Genomic DNA, 21,470 nt, shown 5'->3' with positions numbered 1-21,470 from the left:
ATTAATAGGTAAATTAATCATGTCTATCTTCAGTACCGCAACCAGCTTCCCTGTCGGCGAAGGGCCGAGTGACGTTGTTGTAGCAGATTTTAACAAAGACGGTAAGCCAGATATCGCCACAGCGAATCAAGGAACTAACAACATCTCGATTCTGTTGGGCACAGGCACTGGCAGCTTTGGCACTGCCAACAACTTTAACATCGGCTTTAAGCCCATAAGTCTGGCATTAGGGGACTTTAACAGCGACGGCAACCTCGACATAGCTTCTGTAAAGAGGGACAGCGCAGATGTAGGTCAAGTAGCCATCCTGTTGGGAAATGGCACAGGTAGCTTTGGCACTCCCACGAACTTTGATACGGGGGAAGCTGATGGGAAGTCAGATTTTGGCCGTGGTGTTGGTGTGGGTGACTTTAACAGCGACGGCAAGCTAGATTTAGTTACGATAGGCAATAACAATCTATCGATCCTGTTAGGAACTGGTACAGGCAGCTTTGGGGCTCCTACTAACCTTAATGTTAATGGGTCGAATTCGCGGTTTTTCGCCGTGGAAGACTTTAATGCTGACGGCAAGCTCGACTTAGCTTTCATAGACTCTTCTGATAATGTATCGATCCTGTTGGGGACAGGGACAGGCAGCTTTGGGACTCCTACTAAATTTAAGGCGGGGAACGATCCGATCGGGCTCGCCACAGGGGACTTCAATGGGGATAACAAGCCAGATTTAGCTGTAACAAACACCGAATCTGACGAATCTGACAACGTATCAATCCTGTTGGGGACAGGGAAAGGCAGCTTTGGGGCTCCCACTAACTTTAATGCGGGGGACTTTCCCAATAGCGTTGCTGTTGGGGACTTTAACAGCGATAACAAGTCAGACTTAGCTGTGACGAACGATGATGGTATCTCCATTTTGTTGGGAAATGGTACGGGCAGTTTTGGTGCGCCCGCCAACTTTTCGGCTGGGGAATATCCCTTTATCATTGCTGTTGGGGACTTTAATGCTGATGGCCTGACAGACTTAACTACGACAAACGATACTGAAGAATCTAGCAACGTCTCGGTTTTGCTCAACAACAACAATACGCCTGTAGTGAATTTTGGTGCTGCTACCTACAGCGGCAGAGAAGGAAACGCGAATAGGGTTGTTGATATTCCGGTGACAATCAGCAGCAGTCCCGTCAAAGATTTGACAGTCCCGATCGTAATTGACTCTAGCAGCACAGCCACCCAAAATTCAGACTACACTTTTTCACCTGCCACTGTCACATTCCGTGCAGGTACTAACACTCTCACTCAGAATGTTGCTGTCACTATCAAAGCTGACAATATCGCAGAAAACGCCGAAACAGCGGTCTTCAACTTTGGCACGATTACTGATGGGATTGCAGGTAAAACAAATCCAGCAAAATTGACGATCGCAGCTAATGATACTAATGCCATAGCTTACGCCATTGCTACTGATACTGCCAGTATGACCGAACGCAACATTATCACTACTCCCGTTACTTTTACCGTGACTCGCAGTGGAGGTATCAATGCTGCCAGCAGTGTAAATTACGCAATAGGAGGAACTGCTACAAATAGCAGCGATTACAACAATATCGGTGGCACTTCTGGAGCAACTGCTACTACTGGTCAGATTGATTTTGCTGCGGGTCAGAAATCGAAAACGATTACTCTCAATGTGTTAGCCGACACCATAATTGAAGCAGATGAAACTATTGCTGTCACCCTGTCAAATCCCACAGATCCAGGGGTAACACCAACTATTACCACTGAAACGGCTACTACTACTATCAAAAATAATGATTTGGCCGGCTTTAGGGTTAATCGAAAAGCGGTATCAACAACAGAATCTGGTGGCAAAGCAGAATTTACGGTCAAATTAAAGGCTGCACCAACTGCTGACGTTACCATCGGCTTGAGTAGTTCCAATACAGGGGAGGGAACTGTTTCGACGAATAGCTTAACTTTCACTCCCGCTAACTACAATAAACCGCAAACAGTAACGGTGACTGGTGTTGACGATTTGGTAGTTGATGGCAATATTGATTACAAAATTGTCACGGCGGCTGCTGTCAGCACCGATCCTAATTACAATAACCTTAATCCTAATGATGTCACCGTCACCAACAGTGACAATGAAACTTCGGGAATTACGGTTAATTCGACTGAGGGATTAACTACTGACGAAGATGGGAACACTGCCAACTTTGATATAGTCCTGAATACCAAACCAACTGCTAACGTGACTATCGGTTTAAAAAGTGACAATGTTGCCGAAGGAACAGTTTCGACTAATAGTTTAACATTTACTCCTATTAACTGGAATACACCGCAAGAGGTAACAGTAACTGGGGTTGACGATCGCATTGGTGATGGTGATATTGACTACACAATTGTCACGGGTACTACTGTTAGTACCGATCCGAAATATAACAACCGAAATGTAGCGGATGTTAGCATTACTAATGAGGACAATGAGACTGCTGGTGTTTCTGTTAGTCTTACCGAAACGGAAGTTACAGAAGGCGGCGCGAATGGCAGTTACCAGCTCAAATTAAAGTCGCAGCCAACAGCCCCCGTTACCATCAATCTCACAACCAATAATCAGATTCAGCCGATCGCCCCTGTGACTTTCACTCCAAATAATTGGAATGTTGCTCAAACCGTTACGGTAAAAGCTGTTGACGATACAGTTGCCCAAGGTACAGACAGCGCTAATATTACTCACACTGCAACCAGCACTGATGCTAAGTATAACGAAATTTCGGTGCCAGGGGTGATAGTGGCGATCGACGATAACGACACTACGCCGACACCGACGCCGACACCGACACCGACGCCGACACCGACGCCGACGCCAGTTACGCCGACACCAACGCCGACGCCAGTTACGCCAGTGACGCCGACACCAGTGACGCCAGTCACCCCGACGCCAGTGACGCCGACGCCAGTCACCCCGACGCCTGCAGAAGTGACGCCGACGCCTGCAGAAGTGACGCCGACACCAGTGACGCCAGTGACGCCGACACTAGGGACGCCCCCACTGATACTTGCAACTCCAGACATTATTATTAATGTACCACTGGGATTCTTAGTCACTTGGGAAACAGGTGACGCAGCCAGATTCTTTGTCAAACTCAACAGCCCACCTACTGCTGATGTGAGTATTACTTTTAGTACCAATAATGCGGGAGAAGGAGTAATTGACAGGCCAACTGTTACCTTCAATTCTACTAATTGGAATGCAATACAGATGGTGAGTGTAAGAGGCGTTGATGATTTTGTATTTGATGGAGACCAAAATTACCTTATTATTGCCGACCCTGCTGTTAGCGCCGATCCCAATTACTCCGGGTTAACTACATCAATTGTTTCCGCTTACAATAATGACGATGACGATCCTCTTCTTGAGACGAGCGTTATTATAGGCAACGTTATTGATGGTTACATCTCCGGTGCAACCATCTTCCTAGATGCTAACAAAAATGGCATTAAAGATAGTAACGAACCATCAACTACTACTGACTTTAACGGTGCATATCAGCTCGATATTCCCTTGGAGACTTTCGACAAAAATAAAAATGGGAAAATCGATGCAGATGAAGGCAATTTAGTTGCTTTTGGCGGGACGGATACTGCGACAGGTTTGCCGCTGGAAATGCCTCTTTCTGCACCTGCGGATGCTAATGTTGTCACTTTGTTAACCAGTTTGGTAACTGATTTGATGGCTGGGGGAATGACGCAGAGTGAAGCCGAGTCAAAAGTTAAATCTACTCTGTCTATTCCTGCGGGAGTTGACTTGAGCGACTTAGATCCGATCGCCTCTACAGCAAAAAATGAGCCTGGGGGCGTTGAAACTCTAGTCGCCATGACAAAAGTCCACAACGTCATCACCCAAACCAGCAGCCTCATAGACGGTGCATCTACGGCGGACAATGCTGCGATCGTCAAAGCTGTTGTCGGGGCAATTAACAGTAAAATTAAATCCGGTGGTTCCCTGGATGTGAGCGATGCGGCACAGGTAGAAAGCATTATCGAGCAATCTGTTGCCAAGGTCAAAGAAATTGACACCAATCTCAACACTGAAAAACTTTCCCAAATTGCCCCGGAAGCTGCGAAGGTAATGGCTGAGGCAAATCAAAGCACGGATAAAGTTAAATCTAACTTTTTGCCTGAGTTTATTCCCTCGGAAATTGCCAAAGTCCAAAAGGTGACATTAGGTGAAAGTTCGATCGCCCTCGAAGAAGCGGCGGCTGGCACAAAACCAATCGCACAGGTAGTTTCCGAAAATACAGGCGAATTTTTAACGGCCAAAATTCAAGGTAATCCAGCACCTTCTCAACCTGCTGTTCCGGTTGTACAAGGTGATGTGGAACTTGTCAATAATTCTCCTGAAATTCTCGGTGATGAGGGCAAAAATCTTGTCGGTACTGATGATAGCGATACTTTAATCGGCGGCAGCGGTAACGATTTTATCAGTGCCAGAAAAGCTAGTGATTCCCTCGATGGTGGCAGCGGTAATGACAGCATTTACGGTGGCCGGGGACTAGATATGCTGACAGGTGGCAGTGGATCTGATATCCTATTTGGAGGCCGCGGTGCTGACAGTTTGGACGGCGGTATCGACAATGACAGTTTGTACGGTGGCAAGGGAGATGATACTTTGCTTGGCGGTTTGGGAGATGATTTTTTCAGCGGCGAAAATGGCAACGATTTTCTGACAGGAGGTAGCGGGATCGATCGCTTTTTGTTAACTCCAGGTGGCGGCTCGGATACGGTGCTTGATTTTGAGGTGGGTATCGATAAATTTGCGATCGATAACAGTTTGAATTTCCAGCAGTTAGAAATTAGTCAAACTGCGGGAGGAACGCTGCTGAAATTGGCCTCAACTAATCAACTTTTGGCAACAGTCACTGGGTTGAATAGTTCGATTACTGAATCGGATTTTGTGTTGGTTTAGAGCCAACTCCAGCGTAGGGGCAATCCTGTGATTGCCCTTCTCAATGAGGTAGGCACTAAAAACGAATCATTTGTTAAATCACTTTTACTGGGAGGAGCATCATGTTTAAATTTGGAAAAATGACCCTAGTATTCATCACCGCATCTGTTGCTGTTTTGCAGCCAGCTTTTTCAGCTAGCGCCCAAGAAACCAGCAGCGAATTCAGGCAACTGCAAACCTTATTAGAAGCTAAGAAATGGGACGACGCCGATCGCGAAACCGTCTCTATACTCCGCAACAACCCCACGTCTTGTCCTAACCTCCGCGCGATCGACCAATTGTGGATGCAACACAGCAATAATAAATACGGCTTCACTCCGCAGTTAGAGATTTGGCAACAGACGGGGAAGGGTTTAAATTGTCAAACTTGCGAAGAAGAAATTAAAGAATTTAGCAGAAAGGTAGGATGGAAACTTGACTCGCGAGACATTCCTCTGCTAGGGGATTTTCCCGCTCAGTACCCAACTGTTGCTGCATTAGGTTGGCAAAGCTACGTTGGTAGAGATACAAGTTTTTTTGGCGATCGGCGTAATACATGGCAAGCGTCGAAAGTTCAAGGTCATAACTTGTTCTCTACTTTTGCTAATTGCGGCAAGTAATATCAAATCCGTTAGCATCGGAATAGTAAATTCCAGTTCACTGTTCACTGTTGACTGTTCACTGTCAACCGTCAACCGTCAACCGTCAACCGTCAACCGTCAACATCATTCCGGTGTAACCGGAAATGATATAAGTAGACAAACCTAAAAAAACAGAATACTCAGATACCCGACTTCTTAAAGAAGTCGGGTATCTAAAGCGCGAGGTCGTTTTACGTTCTTTTGCTTTCATACTTCTGCTTCTTTTAAAAAGCTGGTTTTGCTGAATACAGGTATGAATTAAAAATTTCCCAATTGCTATGGGCCAAGTATGGTGAGTTTTGTAACGTTGGAGAAAAGTTTATTCATACCGTAAATCAGCAACGCCATTTATAGAACACAGGCAAGATGTCTGTTCCACAAATATAGAATAAGAAATAACAATCAACTGTCAACTGTCAACTGTCAACTGTCAACTGTCAACTACTTAATCTTATTTACATAGCCCCACAAACTATAATCGCGACTCAACCAACCCCGGAAAAAAGCCATCTGAGTCGGATCTTCTTGCACCCTTTTGTAGCGGTAAATAATTCGTTCATTAATCATTTGCAGTGCGGTATTTTTGTTATTTGCCCCTTTCAGCGCTTCCTTGGTGCGCGGGTCAAAAACTCCCGTTTGCGGCAATCCTAATGCTTGCTGAAGAAAGGTAATTGAGTTATTAATACCGAAATTAACGGCGGTGTCAAACATGACGATCGCCAAAGCCGGCTGCATCGTGCCCGAAAGGCTCGAATCCCAGTAATATTTATAAATTTCTAGGAGCTCTGCTTCCGACATCTGCGTCACGTCGAGGGGCGGAAGCCCACGACTGTAGCGGTAGGCGTTGTATTCCGTTTGCAAGACGCCCCGATAAGTTCTGCCACCCTTATCGGCAGGGTGATTGCTGAATCCACCCTCAAAATATAGGGTGAAATAAAGAGCAGTTTGAAATAATTTCTGCCGAAAGCTGGCTGTCTGCTGCTGCTGTGCGAAAGTCTTTTGGGCAAAGGGTAAGGGGATTGCTAAGGTTAACAAGAGTATCCCCAGCAGGAGGTTTGGTTTCCACTTGATGTTATGTTGGCGCTGTGTCGCTTGCTTGTCGCTCATAAATTCTCTGTGACGATCGCCCGTAGTTCCGCTAAAACTGCTACTCTGCAAAATAATATAGATTCAACCTTTAACTTGATAGCACAGATAGGCCGCAAAATGAATTCCGATTTTCGCAACCAATCCGAAACACCCCAATTTGAAGATGCTGCATCGCTGACAGTCGCTGCAGAAACCTATTACTCTCAAGGCAATTTAGCAGCAGCCGTCGCTGCTTGTCGCCGAGCTCTGGAATTGCAACCGGATTGGGCGGCGGCTTACGTGACAATGGGCAATGTGCAGCAAGCAAGCGGCCAAATTGAGGAAGCGATGCGGTTTTATTCCGAGGCGATCGCTCTGAATCCCGATTTTGCTGAGGCTTATGCTAATTTGGGCAGTATGCTCTACAAACAAGGGCTTTTGGTGGAGGCGGTTGTCAATTACGAAAAGGCGATCGAACTTAAACCAAATTTGGCTGCTGCTTACTGGAATTTGGCAGGGGCACTGAAGCAGCAGGGGCAGCCGGATGCAGCCGTAGCATACGAGCAAAAAGCTCTCGAACTCAATCCCCACCTTGCTCAAGTAGATTTTCACTTAAATTTAGGAGATAAATTAGCGCAGCAAGGGAAGTTAGATGAGGCGGTGGCTGCATGGAAGCAGGCGATCGCATTCAAACCCGATTTAGCCGAAGCATACTGTCAAATTGGCCGAGTTTTGCGCTACCAAGGTCAATTTAAAGACGCAATACCCAACCTTCAAAAAGCCCTAGAAATTAAACCAGATTTTATTTCTGCCCACCAACATTTGTGTGGCATCCTCAGAGATACTAGCGATTTAGCTGCCGCGCGGCAAGCCGTACACCAATACAGCCAAATGTGTGCCGAAACCGATCCAATTATGACCGCGATTTACTTCATCAGCACCTATCAAGTGTCGGGATTAAATCAAATTGCGGGCGATCGATTTTTAGAACTAGAGTCATACTTGCAGCAAAACTTAGAAACCGCTAGCCCGGTGGAAATTAAATCGCTTTATGCAAACTTGTTATTCAGCACGCCCTATTTGCGAGATGACTTGGCAGCCAACTCAAAACTTTACAGATTAATTGCCCAAAAGTATATCGACCAATGTATTAAACCTAATTTTTCTCAACCCGCAAATTACAGTTTCAAACCAAGGGTTCCATCCAGCAAGTTAAAAATCGGCTTTTTGTCCAATCACTTTAGCCGCCATTCTGTAGGTTGGTGCAGCGCTGACATCATTCGCGAATTGTCCGATATCACACCCCATGTGTATTTGTACGCTTCCGAAAGAATTGTTCCTGACGATCGCACTCAGCAATTTGAAAGTTTTGGCAAACTGACTTTTCCCACAACCTACCCGAACGGACTTGCCAATTCTGCCGAAATTATCGACCAAATTCAGCAAGATGAATTGGACGTTTTAGTTGATTTAGATTCTCTCAGCGTACCAGTTCACGCTGACATTCTCTACCAAAAACCCGCACCAGTTTGTGTTTCTTGGCTGGGATTTGACGCCCCTTACATATCGCCGGAAAATTACTTTCTTACAGACGGGCACTCGCACCCAGCAGGGCAAGAAAAATATTATGACGAACAGCTAATTAGGATGCCTGATTCCTTTGTAGCGGTGTCCGGTTTTCAGAGATATGGAGTCGATCCAGTTGCATTGAGAAGGTCGCATCGGATCGGCTTGGATCAGATAGTTTACCTGTGCGTCAGTCCCGGCAGAAAATTCAATAGCGAGTTGGTAAAAGCACAAATTGCGATTCTCAAAGAAGTGCCGAACAGTATCTTAATTCACAAAGCTTTAGGGGATGCAGCAGTGTTTGAGGGTGCGTATCACCAAGCTTGCGAAGCTGAGAAAGTGAGCAAGCACCGAATTAAGTTTTTGCCGAGGTTTGCTACTGAGGAAGAACACAGAATTATCTATTTGCTGGCAGATGTTTTGTTAGATTCTTATCCTTACAACGGAGGAACTCAAACTTTAGAGGCTTTGTGGTCTAATTTGCCGGTGGTGACTCGCACAGGAGAGCAATGTTTGTCGAGAATGGGTTATTCGTTTTTGCAGACTTTGGGAATTGAAACAGGCGTGGCTTTGTCTTGGTCGGAATATGTGGAAGTGGGTGTAAAATTGGGCAAAGAACGTGAATTGAGAAATGCAATTAAAGCACAGTTGGTGAAATCTAAAGATTCCGCCAATTTGTCGCCGCTGTGGAATCCGAAAAAGTTTGCTGGTGATATGTATGCGGTGTTTGAAAAATTGTGTAAAATAGGATAAATGCTGGCTAGTGACTGCTGATAATGACCGAAAGCATCCAGGATACCCGCCACGTGATTCATCCGTCCAGAAATAAAAAACCTGTATCCGATGAAACTTGCCCCCCGACTTTATCCGTGGGGTCAATGCTTGAATCTAAAATCTAAAATCTAAAATCTAAAATCTAAAATCGATTGACTGCTGACTACTGACTAATGACTACTGACTAATGACTTCAACACTGCCAACTATTAAGTTTTTGAAACAGCCGACTTCGGAAGCTTGGGTGCAACAGGCGATCGCCCATTTGGATACAATCTTATTAGACCATTCTCACTGCGAGCGGAAAGCGGCGGGAGTAGCGTTAAATTTAATGTTTCGCTACCCAGCCCGCGAAAAATTGGTGAGGATGCTAACGGCGATCGCCCGCGAAGAATTAGAGCATTTCGAGCAAGTCAACCAGCGGTTAGAACAGCGCGGCATTGCTTTAGGCCCTTTGGCCGCACCCCCCTACGGTGCCGGTTTGTCCGCCCAAATTCGCAAGCAGGAACCGGAGAGACTTTTGGATTCTTTGTTGGTTTCTGGTTTGATAGAAGCGCGCAGTCACGAACGGTTGGGGCTGCTGGGCGATCGCTGTCCCGACGCCCAATTAGCTAAATTTTACCGCAGTTTGATGGCTTCGGAAGCTCGCCATTACGGTGTATATTGGATTTTAGCAACAACTTATTTCGATCGCACTCTTGTGATTGACAGGCTGGAGGAATTATCATTAGTAGAGAGCGAGTTGCTGGCAAGTCTTCATCCCGAACCGAGAATTCACAGTTAAAATCTAGGTGCATTTAAAGACTGTAAAACCCAAAAAATGAGTAATTTTACAGTTGCTAAAGTCAAAAAATAAATATACGTTGCAACAACCAATGAAAACCCAACATCTGGATTTTTTAATTCGTTCCTGGGAAACGCGCGATCGCGCTGAGGCGTTCTATTTAATTAGAGATGTTTTAGCAGAGTACGGTTTAAAATGCGAACCTCACGGGGCCGATCGAGATGTCTATGATGTAGAACTACATTATCATAATCAAGGCGGCGAATTTTGGGTAGTTGAACGGCAGGATAAAATAGTGGGTACGGCGGCTTACTATCCGATTGATCGGGGAAATAATGCTGTGGAAATTCGCAAAATGTATATTTTGCCAGCAGCAAGAGGACAGGGTTTGGGTAAATTTTTACTGCAAGAATTGGAAAGTAAAATTATCGCTCGCGGCTTTGAGGAAATTTGGATAGAAACTGCTAGCATTCTCAAAGAAGCTGTGAAAATGTACGAAAATAGCGGATATCTACCGACAACTGGTGTGGAGACGCACAGGTGCGATCGGGTTTACGTAAAATCTCTAGGTATAAAAAAAGTACAATAAGGTTTGTGAAAACAATGATTAATTTACTCAGTTTCAATCAACAGTTGATTGAAACTGAGTAAATTAATCTAGGAGGAAAACACATGACTATCACCACAGAAAACTCTCACTCTCAAAATCATGCTACCAACAAATTGCTAGACGGCCCTAAAGACGCTAGATTTGTTCAGACAGTGCGGGGAATTTTAAATCCTCTGTATTATTTAGATAGTAATTCTCAACGCTACGGCGACCTTTTTACCAGCGAATTCAGCAACTTTCCGCCGCAAGTAATTATTAGCAATCCTCAAGCTATTCAAGAAATTTTTACATCCGATTCCAAACTCTTTGAATCCAGTACGGGAAACCAGATAACGCTACCTTTAGTAGGCTCGAATTCGTTATTGTTGTTAGATGGCGATCGACATTTGCAGCAGCGCAAACTTTTAATGCCACCTTTTCACGGTGAACGGATGAAAGCTTACGGACAAATCATCCGCGATACAACCGAAAAAGTAATTAATAATTGGACTCCTGGTAACTCGGTAATCGCGCAATCAACTATGCAGGAGATTTCCTTGGAAGTAATTTTACACGCTGTTTTTGGGCTGAGCGAAGGAGAACGCTACCAGCAAATTCAGCAACTAATGATTAATATGTTCAGCCTGTTTAGCAATCCATTAAGCGCTACCTTTTTGTTTATCAAGTCGTTGCAAAAAGATTTAGGTGCTTGGAGTCCTTGGGGAGGATTTCTGCGACAAAGACAGCGTTTAGATGAACTGCTTTATCAAGAAATCCGCGCTCGCAAAACTCAGTCTGAACCATTGGGCGAAGACATCCTGAGCTTGTTAATTTCCGCTCGTGATGAAGCAGGAAAGCCGATGAGCGACGTTGAATTGCGGGATGAATTAATGACAATCTTATTCGCCGGACACGAAACTACAGCCACAGCTTTAGCCTGGGCTTTGTATTGGATTCACTACATCCCAGAAGTCCGTGAAAAACTGCTGCAAGAGCTCAATTCTATTGATGTCGAAAATTGCGAGCCGACGGAAATAAGTAAACTCCCGTATTTGAATGCTGTCTGTTGCGAAACGCTGCGGATTTATCCGATCCTATTTTTTGCATTCCCGCGCCTTCTGCAAGCTCCGATGCAGTTAATGGGTTATAATATTCCCAAAGGAATGATACTTTCTACCTGCATTTATTTGGTTCACCACCGACCGGATATTTACCCGGAACCAAAACGTTTTAAACCCGAACGTTTTCTAGAAAGGCAATTTTCGCCTTACGAATATTTGCCGTTTGGAGGAGGGAACCGCCGCTGTATTGGGGCGGCATTTGCCATGTTTGAAATGAAGTTAGTATTGGCGAAAGTGCTGTCACGGTACTCTTTAGAACTTGCAGAAAATCGTCCGGTTTTGCCAGTACGCCGCGGTTTGACAATGGCACCCGCTGGTGGTGTGCCTCTCGTGGTAAAGGCGAGGATTTGAATCTTATCAAATCCGGTCGATCGATCGGAGATGATATGATACCGATACAATGGGTTTTAATTGATCTTTTGCTGCAGAGGAATCTCGATCGCAAATTCGGAACCTTCTCCCACTACAGAATTGCAAGAAAGCTTGCCACCGTGTTTTTCTACTATAATAGAGTGCGAAATCGCCAATCCTAAGCCAGTTCCTTTGCCAATGGGTTTAGTAGTGAAAAACGGGTCAAACAAGCGCTTTTGCACATCTTCGCTCATCCCAGGGCCGCTGTCAGCTATCCATATGGCAACGCTGTTATTGTCGGTTACTTGGGTGCGAATCGTAATTGCGAGATTTTTGGCGGTGCGATCGGATTTCTTCATCTCCATTTCCAATGCGTCTAGCGCATTGCTCAACAAATTCATAAATACTTGATTTAACTGACCGGGATAACATTCAACTAAAGGCAAATTACCGTATTCTTTAATCACATTAATTGTCGGGTGATCGGCTTTATGTTTCAGGCGGTTTTGCAAAATCAGCAGCGTGCTTTCAATGCCTTCGTGAATGTCAACTTCTTTCTTTTCGGCTTCGTCAAGTCTTGAAAAAGTTCGCAGGCTCAAAACTATGTCGCGGATGCGATCGGCTCCGACTTTCATAGATGCTAAAATTTTCGGTAAATCGTCAATAAGATAATCAATTTCAAAGTCATCCCTGGCATCTACAATTCTTGCGCTAGGCTGGGGGTATTCCTTCTGGTAAAGTTGCAGCATTTTTAGCAAGTTTTGAGTGTATTCGCTGGTGTAGCTGAGATTGCCGTAGATAAAATTAACTGGGTTGTTAATTTCGTGGGCTACACCTGCTACTAACTGTCCCAAACTAGACATTTTTTCACTTTGAATTAATTGAGTTTGGGTACGTTGGAGTTCGCGCAAAGTTTCTTCTAGCTGTTGAGTTTGAGCTTGAGCTAGTCGGGCCGCTTTGCGGGTTTGGGTGTAAAGTTCAGCGTGGTCGATCGCGATCGCAATTTGAGCGACCACCGCTTGCATCAGTTCGACTTCCGATTCGCTCCAATTTCGCATGGACATAGCCTGATAGCAGGTAATCACCCCAATATCGCCTGCTGCAGTATGAATTGGCAGCGACAGCACTGAGTTAAAATTTGAAGCCTGGAAAAGTTCGCGCAATTCTACATCTTCAAAAGTGCTGACATCATCAATTCGCAGAATTTCTCGCCGCAAAATCTGTCGCACTGCGAGACTAGATTTGTCGTCTATAAGATAAGTGCCGAGTAGACTCGGCAAATCTGCATTCTTCGCTTCGTAAGTTACGTCCCAAAGCGGAGGATTGGTGTTGGGGCGATACCAAGTGAAGATGCACCAATCTAGGTGCATGAGATTGCGAATTTCTTGAACTGCTGTTGCTAAAATTGTGTCTAAATCTAAAGAAGTGCGGATTTGGTTGGCAATTTGATTGAGCAGTAATTCTCGCTGAGCTTGTTGTCTGAGCGCTTGTTCCGATCGCACTAAAGTTTCTTCTGCAAGTTTGCGATCGGTTAAATCTTGGATCACTACTTGGATAATTTTTTCATTTCCCACCTCGATGACTGTCAGCACCACTTCTGCGGGAAAATCAGTACCGTCTAAGCGCTGATGAACCCAATCAAAACGGTGCTTTCCCCGCTCAAAGGCGATGGCTATCATGTCGTGGGCCAAGCTCAAAGAATCTCTGCCGTTGGGTTGCAAAGGAGGTGAGAGTTTGCCAGGGTTTTGGCCGTACAACTCTTGCGGGGTAGTACAGCCGAATAGTTGTAGGGTGGCTGTGTTGGCATCGGTGATGGCATTGTCACATAACATAAAAACAGGCAAACTGGTTAATTCGTAGAGCGATCGAAATTTAGCTTCCGACTGCTGCAATGCGGCTTCTGTTTGCTTGCGATCGGTAATGTCGGCAACCATTGCCAAAGCGCCCACATAGCGTCCCTGTTTGTCTGCCAAGGAATTAGTAGAAACCATCGCCCACAAGCCGCTGCCGTCTCGGCGACGGAACTTAAAATCGAGCTGTTCGCGAATTCCTTCACGGCGGCGTTCGAGACTGATTTGTGCGAGCGCGATGCCTTCTCCATCCATGAAAGCAAATAGCGACTGTCCGCTCATTTCCTCTGGAGTGCAGCCGAGCATATCGGCCATTTTTTGGTTAACAAAAGTAGTTTTACTCTCCGTATCTATCATCCAAATTCCTTCGTCTGCTGTCTCGACAATGCACCTGTATTTGTCCTCGCTTTCCCTGAGCGCTTCTTCTGCTAATTGGCGAGCCGTAATGTTTTGAGTCATTAGCAATCCGCCGATGATTTCTTGCCGTTCGTTTCTGACGGGCAAAGTATAACCGAGGTAGATGCGATCGCTGTAAATAAATTCTGTAACAACTGTTTCTCCTGCCAGTGCCGCCAGATAATTTGGCTCGACAGCAGCGCAAAAATCTGGCTCGAATACTTCCCAGATTGTCTTGCCTTCCATCAATTCTTTGGAAAGCCCCACGGCGGCTAATTCTGTACCTTCTACCAGCGTGTAGCGCATTTCTGGATCGAACAACATCACCGCGCCGTTAGGAAAGTTGCTTGCCATAGTGCGGTAAAGCTGTTCGCTTTTTTGCAGCGCAGCTTCTGCTTGTTTGCGATCGCTAATGTCAATTACAACTGCACCGATGCCGATCGCCTCCCCATCTTTTTCGAGCAGGGGAAAATAAGAGCCTGTCAGGTGTCGGACAAACCCAGGCTTTCTGGGATTGTCACCACTCATCTCCATGTTAATTAAGGGTTGTTTCGTCCTCAAAATTTGTTCGTACAAAGGCTCTATTATGGGAGCGATATTCGGCAATATTTCGCGTACAGTCTTGCCGATGTGTTCTGCTGGACTCAGGCAATTTATTTCTGCTAAAAATTGATTAATTTGCACGTACCGCAGTTGGGAGTCCAAAATGCAAAGTCCCGCCGGCGCTTCCTTCAAAAAGGCATCAAATAGTGCTTGTCTCTGTGCTAATTCTTGTTCTAAAGCTTTGCAAATGCTGAGATCTGTTAAAGAGCCAATCATCCCCACAACTTCTCCCGTTTTGTCTTTCAATAGCGAAAGCATCAGGTGCGAGGAAAAATCTTCTCCCGATTTACGGCGTGTTATAACTTCTATTTCATGCTCGCCTTTTTCTTGTAGCGGTTTGATGACTTGCTCTAACAAAAATTCGTGCTGTTCAGGCGGGTAAATTAAAGAAACGTGCTGTCCGATCGCCTCAGTTTCTTCATAGCCGTATAACTTTTGGCAGGCTTGATTCCAAAGGGTAATCGAGCCGTCCATATCTGTAGAAATCACCGCTTCGTGAATTTGGTCGATAATTTGACTTTGGAGACGCAATTTGTCTTGAGTTTGTTCCAGTTCGGCGATTTTTTCTTCGAGTAGCTTCTGAGTTTTTGCCAGTTCGGCAGTCTGCTTTGCCAGCAATTTTTCTAGATGTGAATTGCTGTGCGGCGGCGCTGATTCCAGCGGCTCGCTATTTTGATCCCGATTATTAAAGATTTCTTCAACACTTAGCCAAATCGCGCACTGTCCCTCTGTTTCAATTGCCCGCTCGGAAACTCGCACGGGTACGAGATGCTGGTTTTTATGTTTGTATGCTGCTTCGCACAGGTGCGTGTGGCTATTCTTTGCTTGACATTCTAGATATTTTTCTGGGCCCGCGCACTGTGTTTGCTGAATTTCCCAATAGTTGAGGTGGAGAGTTTCTGCAACTGTGCGGCCGATAATACTTGCAAAAGCTGGATTTACGTCGATAAAAGTCCCGTCCGTCCGGCACAATGCCAGCCCGATCGGGCACAGTTCTAACAATGGGCGGTTGCAGCGAGCGCGCTTGGCTTTTCCTAACTGGCTTTGCATCTGACCTAGCGGGACTTGGGTGATTTAATTATATCTTTATTATCTTGTTTATTGTTGTGAGTTTTATCCTTGATTAAGGAAGAGAGAAGAAGGAAGTTCGGCAACGAGCCGTCTACGGGATTTAACGGATGTAACGGATGGATGCTGAGGTTCGAGGGAAGAAGGAAGAGGTTGGATGTTGGAGGTTCGAGGGAAGTTCGGCAACGATCGCGCGATCGGGATTTAACGGATGGATGTTGAGGAAAAAGACAAGATGGGGAAACAAAAGTGAGTAATAATCAACGGGGAGGAAGAAAGAGGGAATGAGAAGAAACCAGAAAAATCACAAAAGAATAAGTACAAAAATGGTACAAATACCATTAATTTATACATGGTATCTTCCCTCCAACCTTCTTCCTTCTTCCTTCTTCCGACGGACATCCGTTACATCCGTTACATCCGTTACATCCGTTACATAATCCGTTGCCGAACTTCCTTCAATTAATCGCGGGCGATACCTTCGGATCGGGCCGCCAACTGCACTGCACCGGCGACAGCAATGGCAACTCTTTCGTCAAAAACAGACGGTATAATGTGCTCTTTGTCAAGCTGAGAAGGACTGACTAAAGAGGCGATCGCATAAGCTGCTTCCAAATACATACTGGGCGTAATCGTGGTTGCTTTGCAGTCCAAAGCACCTCGAAATATCCCCGGAAATGCCAAAACATTGTTAATTTGATTCGGGTAATCGCTGCGTCCGGTTGCTATGATCGCCGCATCTTCCATAATTAATTCGGGCTGAATTTCGGGAATGGGATTTGCCATTGCAAAAACAATGGGATTCTCGGCCATCGAACGCACCATCGAACGGGTGACTACGCCGGGGGCGCTGACGCCTAAAAATACATCGGCACCGGCGATCGCATCTTCCAAAGTACCGCTCGAAGCCACGGCAAATTCTAGTTTTTCTGGGTTCATATCCGTGCGGTCTTGGGAGAGAACGCCTTTGGAGTCGCACATGATGATGTTTTGGGCACCTGCTTTACGCAACAACCGGGCGATCGCGACTCCGGCCGCACCGGCTCCGTTAATCACGATACACACTTCTGCGATGGTTTTTTTGACGATTTTCAAGGCATTAATTAATGCTGCCAAACTAACAATCGCAGTGCCGTGCTGGTCGTCGTGAAAAATCGGAATATCTAAGGTTTCCCGCAATCTTGCTTCGATTTCAAAGCAGCGGGGAGAAGAAATATCTTCGAGGTTAACGCCGCCAAAAACCGGGGCGATATTCTGCACTGTGCGAATAATTTCCTCAGTATCTTGGGTATTCAAACAGATAGGAAAGGCGTCAATACCTGCAAATTCTTTAAATAGCATGGCTTTGCCTTCCATGACTGGCAGTGCGGCGGCAGGGCCGAGGTTTCCCAGTCCCAAAACTGCGCTACCGTCGGTAACAATGGCAACAGTATTTTGTTTGATTGTCAGGTTATAAACTTGTTGGGGGTCATTGGCGATCGCCGTGCAGATGCGGCCGACTCCAGGGGTGTATGCCATTGCCAAATCTGACTGGCGTTTGAGGGAAATTTTGCTAACTACGCTGATTTTTCCGCCGCGGTGCAAGTTGAAAGTGCGATCGTACACGTCGATCACTCTGATATCTGGCAGTGCTTTCACTGCTTGCACTATTTCTTCATTGTGCTCGAGGCTGGAGGCATCGACGTTGATATCGCGAACGGTAGTGGCGCGGGTTTGCTCGATCAAGTCGATTTGGCCGAAGTTGCCGCCTACAGATGCGATCGCGCTGGTGACTCTTGCCAGCATTCCCGGCTGGTTCGGCAGAGCAACCCGAATTGTTAAACTAAAGCTGGGATTTGGTGTCAGTTTTACCATGATGTCTTGATTTCAGATTTGAGAATTTCAATCTTAGATTTTATCGCCAATGTTAGGCATAAAATTTAATAATTTAAATTTTCAACTGAAATTTTTAACAACTTCTATGAGCCTGTGGTGCGATCGCTCTGCACTGCCTTGCGTGCCGCTGGGAAACTCATCTTTTTTTGAGTTGAGCTTTGCTCTGTCTATAGCTTGTGACTCGCCCACAAATAGCCTATTTTCTGTCAAGTTCGCAGCGAACCGCGAATATGAAGCGCGGGCCTCTCATACCAATTTAATGTGAAGTTGCACATATCTCGATCCCCCTAAATCCCCCTGATTGTTGGGGGACTTTGAGCGGAATCTTGTCCCCCCCTTATTAAGGGGGGCTAGGGGGGATCTGATTCTACGGGGCCTCATAAAAAATTGGTATCAACCCGGTTTCTGAGGTCAACGCGCGCAAATCTTATCTATTTTTGATAATATTTCTGCTTATTCTGAACCTCAGCAGATATTTCGCAAAACTCTATTTTCCAGCGATACCGCCTAATTCCTGCTGCTGTCTTTTGAAGCGAGACACCGAGGAGAGTTGATGCGGCTTTTTGGTGGCCTTTATTGGAAATGTAAAAAGTAGATGCACGGCTGTTTGAGCCGGCAGGTAAAAATCTGAGCGACTGACAAGCGGGCCTTTGATATATATTTTGTCTGGTTTAACAGTGGCCAAAGATTGCGAGTGCAACCTTGCAAACGCTCTAAATTACCTGCACGCTTTGCCCGATAATTCCAGGGAGTGTAACTAACAGACAATCTACCCCGCGCCGACACAGGCACAGCTTGGGCCGAACCGTGTTGAGTTGCTGGTTGCTAACTGTCAATTTTACCGATCGGCCGCAGCATCGGCCCATATAATTGTAAAGAATTTGCAAGCCAGACAATCCGGGGGAACATTTTCTAAGTTTTGCAGATCGACTGATTGCTCTGCCTCGCTGCCGGCGGGAAGTATGCACAGGGCAACCTGTCCGACTCCTGCCATGAGTTCGGCAACTCGCTCCAAAATACTGTCCATTTTGTCAATTAGTTGCTCTGCTGCATCCAGACTCGGCGCGATGATGAAAAAGGTTTTGACTCCATCGGGACAGGGAGCGAAGCCGAGGGTAGACTCTCGTAATAGTGCTTGGGTGGAGAGACTGAAACCGTCGTAGAAGCGCTCGATTACTGCTTGATAAAAGACGTGGGTCAGAGAGCGATCGCCAAAAATTGGTTGAGATAACATAACTACTTCCTTTCGTAGGATTTTTGGGAGCATTGAAAAAATTTTAACATACCTTAATGTAAGCGATTTAACAAAATGATCTAGCGATCGAGATCAGTGGCTAGATGTGATAATTTTAAATTTGTGTAGCGATCGCAACTGTGATAAAATGTACTCTGTGCTATCACGGCCAGTCAGTAACTCAGGGCTGAAGCCACTGAGCTTGTAAGAGTAATTGAGCAAGCTATACTGACCAGCCTAAGTCTTAACTGACTACGTTATTTGAGTCACGACACCGGGAGAATGCGAAGCTAGTTCCTTGCTCTGTCATCTGCAATTAAACAGTTTTAAAGTCACTGAAACAGTGTTGCAGGTCTAAAAAGCTCTCATAACCTTGGCGAAGCTAACATTACCCGTAAGGGCTTGGAGACAACCATATCTCCGCAGAGGGGCAACCATACCCCTCTACCCCGCAAGGGGATTCAAGGCGGTTGAAACCGCCGAGTCGTTTTCCTCTCAGGTCTAAAGACTCGCTCGTTTCCCACTTACCGAGTATTTTTATGATTTTGATCGCATCAGCAGCTCAAAGCTAAGTACAAAATTTCCTACTAGGTGAGGAGAGGGGGAGAGGGCCAGAGGGAGAGAACCAGAGGGAAATTACCTAAGTAGTGAGAGTATTATTGCCACAAAGTGCTTAATCTAGAGTTTAAAATAAACATCCAATCAAAATATTCAAGATGAACTCGATCGCCCAACAGTTAAAAGCAAAATTTGAAAAAGCATTCACCGCTGCATTCGGCGAAAGTTATGCAGGTGCTGATCCGATGCTAGCCGCCGCCAGCAATCCCAACTTTGGGGACTTTCAGTGCAACGCGGCGATGAGTTTGGGGAAAAAGTTAGGAAAGCCCCCACGGGCGATCGCCTCGACAATCATCGAAAACCTAGATATTACTGACATCTGCGAAACCCCAGAAATCGCCGGGCCCGGTTTTATCAATTTGAAGCTGAAACCGGCTTATTTGGAAGCGCAAATTAGTGCGTTAGCGAAGCCCTCGAAGAGGATCGCCGGCGACTCGCGTTTGGGGATTGAACCGGCGAAAACGCCTCAGACAATTGCGATCGACTTTTCGAGTCCGAATATAGCCAAAGAAATGCACGTCGGACACTTGCGATCGACAATCATCGGAGATGCGATCGCCCGCATCCTCGAATTTCAAGGCCACGACGTACTCCGAATCAACCACATCGGCGACTGGGGCACGCAATTCGGAATGCTGATCGCATATTTGCGCGAAGTTCACCCTGAAGCGCTCACAACCGCTGACGCCCTAGATTTAGGCGATTTAGTCGCATTTTACCGCCAAGCAAAACAGCGCTTTGACGCAGACGAAACCTTCAAAGAAACCGCCCGCCAAGAAGTAGTAAAACTGCAAGCAGGCGCCGAAGACACCCGCCGCGCTTGGAAATTGCTGTGCGATCAATCTCGCCGCGAATTTCAAGTAATCTACGACTTGCTCGATATCAAATTAACCGAACGCGGCGAATCGTTTTACAATCCTCTATTGCCCGCTGTAGTCGAAGATTTAACAAATCTAGGTTTGCTAGTAGAAAGTGACGGCGCGAAATGCGTTTTTGTAGACGGTTTTACCAACAAAGAAGGCGAACCACTGCCACTAATTGTCCAAAAAACCGACGGTGGCTACAATTACGCCACAACAGATTTAGCAGCAGTGCGCTACCGCATCCAAAAAGACAATGCAAAGCGCTTAATTTATGTCACCGATTCTGGACAAGCCAACCATTTTGCCCAAGTATTTGCAGTAGCGAGAAAAGCCAATTGGATTCCCGAAGATGTCGAAATTGTCCACATTCCCTTCGGTTTGGTATTGGGCGAAGACGGCAAAAAACTCAAAACTCGTTCTGGGGAAACAGTGCGGTTGCAGGATTTGTTAGATGAGGCGATCGTCCGCACGCGCCAAGATTTAGAAGAGAGATTAAAAGTCGAAGAAAGACAAGAAACTGAGGAATTCATTGCTAACGTATCTCGAACCGTTGGTTTGAGTGCCGTTAAGTATGCCGATTTAAGTCAAAATCGCGCCAGCAACTATATTTTCAGTTACGACAAAATGCTCGCATTGCAAGGAAATACCGCTCCTTATATGCTGTATGCTTACGTGCGCGTGCAAGGAATTCGCCGCAAAGGTGAGATTGATTTTGATAATTTAGATGCTGGTGCGAAAGTAATTTTGCAATCAGATGCAGAGTTGGTATTGGCAAAGCATTTATTGCAGTTGAATGAAGTTGTGAATGCTGTGGGCGGCGATTTGTTGCCGAATCGGATTTGTCAGTATTTGTTTGAATTGAGTCAAAAGTTTAATCAATTTTTTGAGCAATGTCCGGTGTTGAAAGCTGAGGAACAGTTGCGGACTTCGCGGTTAATTTTGTGCGATTTGACTGCAAGAACTTTGAAATTAGGTTTGGAGTTGTTGGGGATTAAAGTATTGGAAAGAATGTAAGTTTTTAACTCTTGTGAAACAGGCAAGATTCCAGGCGATGTAGGGGCGGGTTCGCTAACAATAATTGCCTG

General features: G+C 45.7%; 13 protein-coding genes. 8 read left to right on the top strand and 5 right to left on the bottom strand.

Features of this window, described 5'->3' with window-relative positions; genetic code table 11:
• Positions 1-19 precede the first annotated feature (19 nt).
• Positions 20-4,966, top strand: a complete 4,947-nt coding sequence (locus QUB12_RS05050) for an FG-GAP-like repeat-containing protein (RefSeq protein WP_333140008.1) — start codon at positions 20-22, stop codon at positions 4,964-4,966.
• Between the two features lie 101 nt (positions 4,967-5,067).
• Complete coding sequence (locus QUB12_RS05045) at positions 5,068-5,604, top strand: GUN4 domain-containing protein (RefSeq protein WP_333140006.1); 537 nt, start codon at positions 5,068-5,070, stop codon at positions 5,602-5,604.
• A gap of 462 nt (positions 5,605-6,066) precedes the next feature.
• Here QUB12_RS05045 and QUB12_RS05040 read toward each other — a convergent pair whose 3' ends face one another.
• Positions 6,067-6,732, bottom strand: a complete 666-nt coding sequence (locus QUB12_RS05040; protein ID WP_333140089.1) for a glycosyl hydrolase 108 family protein — start codon at positions 6,730-6,732, stop codon at positions 6,067-6,069.
• A gap of 99 nt (positions 6,733-6,831) precedes the next feature.
• Between QUB12_RS05040 and QUB12_RS05035 the strand changes: the two genes are divergently transcribed.
• The 4 genes from QUB12_RS05035 (at position 6,832) to QUB12_RS05020 (ending at position 11,878) form a co-directional block, all read left to right on the top strand.
• Positions 6,832-9,012, top strand: coding sequence for a tetratricopeptide repeat protein (locus QUB12_RS05035; protein ID WP_333140004.1), 2,181 nt, complete (start codon positions 6,832-6,834; stop codon positions 9,010-9,012).
• 208 nt (positions 9,013-9,220) lie between these two features.
• Positions 9,221-9,817, top strand: coding sequence for a tRNA isopentenyl-2-thiomethyl-A-37 hydroxylase MiaE (locus tag QUB12_RS05030; protein WP_333140001.1), 597 nt, complete (start codon positions 9,221-9,223; stop codon positions 9,815-9,817).
• Positions 9,818-9,908: 91 nt separating this feature from the next.
• Positions 9,909-10,406, top strand: coding sequence for a GNAT family N-acetyltransferase (locus QUB12_RS05025; protein ID WP_333139999.1), 498 nt, complete (start codon positions 9,909-9,911; stop codon positions 10,404-10,406).
• Between the two features lie 83 nt (positions 10,407-10,489).
• A complete protein-coding gene (locus QUB12_RS05020; protein ID WP_333139997.1) occupies positions 10,490-11,878 on the top strand; it encodes a cytochrome P450 in 1,389 nt (462 codons plus the stop codon).
• A gap of 56 nt (positions 11,879-11,934) precedes the next feature.
• Here QUB12_RS05020 and QUB12_RS05015 read toward each other — a convergent pair whose 3' ends face one another.
• Positions 11,935-15,777: a PAS domain S-box protein gene (locus tag QUB12_RS05015; RefSeq protein WP_333305756.1), complete on the bottom strand. Its 3,843-nt coding sequence runs from the start codon at positions 15,775-15,777 to the stop codon at positions 11,935-11,937.
• Positions 15,778-15,846: 69 nt separating this feature from the next.
• Here QUB12_RS05015 and QUB12_RS05010 point away from each other — a divergent pair, with 69 nt between their 5' ends.
• Positions 15,847-16,017 (top strand): hypothetical protein, encoded by a 171-nt coding sequence (locus QUB12_RS05010; protein ID WP_333305754.1) that lies wholly within the window; start codon positions 15,847-15,849, stop codon positions 16,015-16,017.
• A 240-nt stretch (positions 16,018-16,257) separates the two neighbouring features.
• On the opposite strand, the gene QUB12_RS05005 is transcribed toward QUB12_RS05010, so the two are convergent.
• The 3 genes from QUB12_RS05005 to QUB12_RS04995 form a co-directional block, all read right to left on the bottom strand.
• Complete coding sequence (locus tag QUB12_RS05005; protein WP_333305752.1) at positions 16,258-17,649, bottom strand: malic enzyme-like NAD(P)-binding protein; 1,392 nt, start codon at positions 17,647-17,649, stop codon at positions 16,258-16,260.
• Between the two features lie 81 nt (positions 17,650-17,730).
• Positions 17,731-17,859 carry a hypothetical protein gene (locus QUB12_RS05000; RefSeq protein WP_333305750.1) on the bottom strand — a complete coding sequence of 43 codons (129 nt, stop codon included), beginning with the start codon at positions 17,857-17,859 and terminating at the stop codon, positions 17,731-17,733.
• 649 nt (positions 17,860-18,508) lie between these two features.
• Entirely contained in the window at positions 18,509-18,904 is a 396-nt protein-coding gene (locus tag QUB12_RS04995) for a hypothetical protein (protein WP_333305748.1), read from the bottom strand.
• Positions 18,905-19,620: 716 nt separating this feature from the next.
• Here QUB12_RS04995 and argS point away from each other — a divergent pair.
• A complete protein-coding gene (gene argS / locus QUB12_RS04990) occupies positions 19,621-21,399 on the top strand; it encodes an arginine--tRNA ligase (protein WP_333305746.1) in 1,779 nt (592 codons plus the stop codon).
• Positions 21,400-21,470 lie beyond the last annotated feature (71 nt).

It is taken from the genome of Microcoleus sp. B7-D4 (assembly GCF_036705125.1).
GTDB lineage: Bacteria > Cyanobacteriota > Cyanobacteriia > Cyanobacteriales > Microcoleaceae > Microcoleus.
This window is presented reverse-complemented; position numbering and strand designations above follow the sequence as displayed.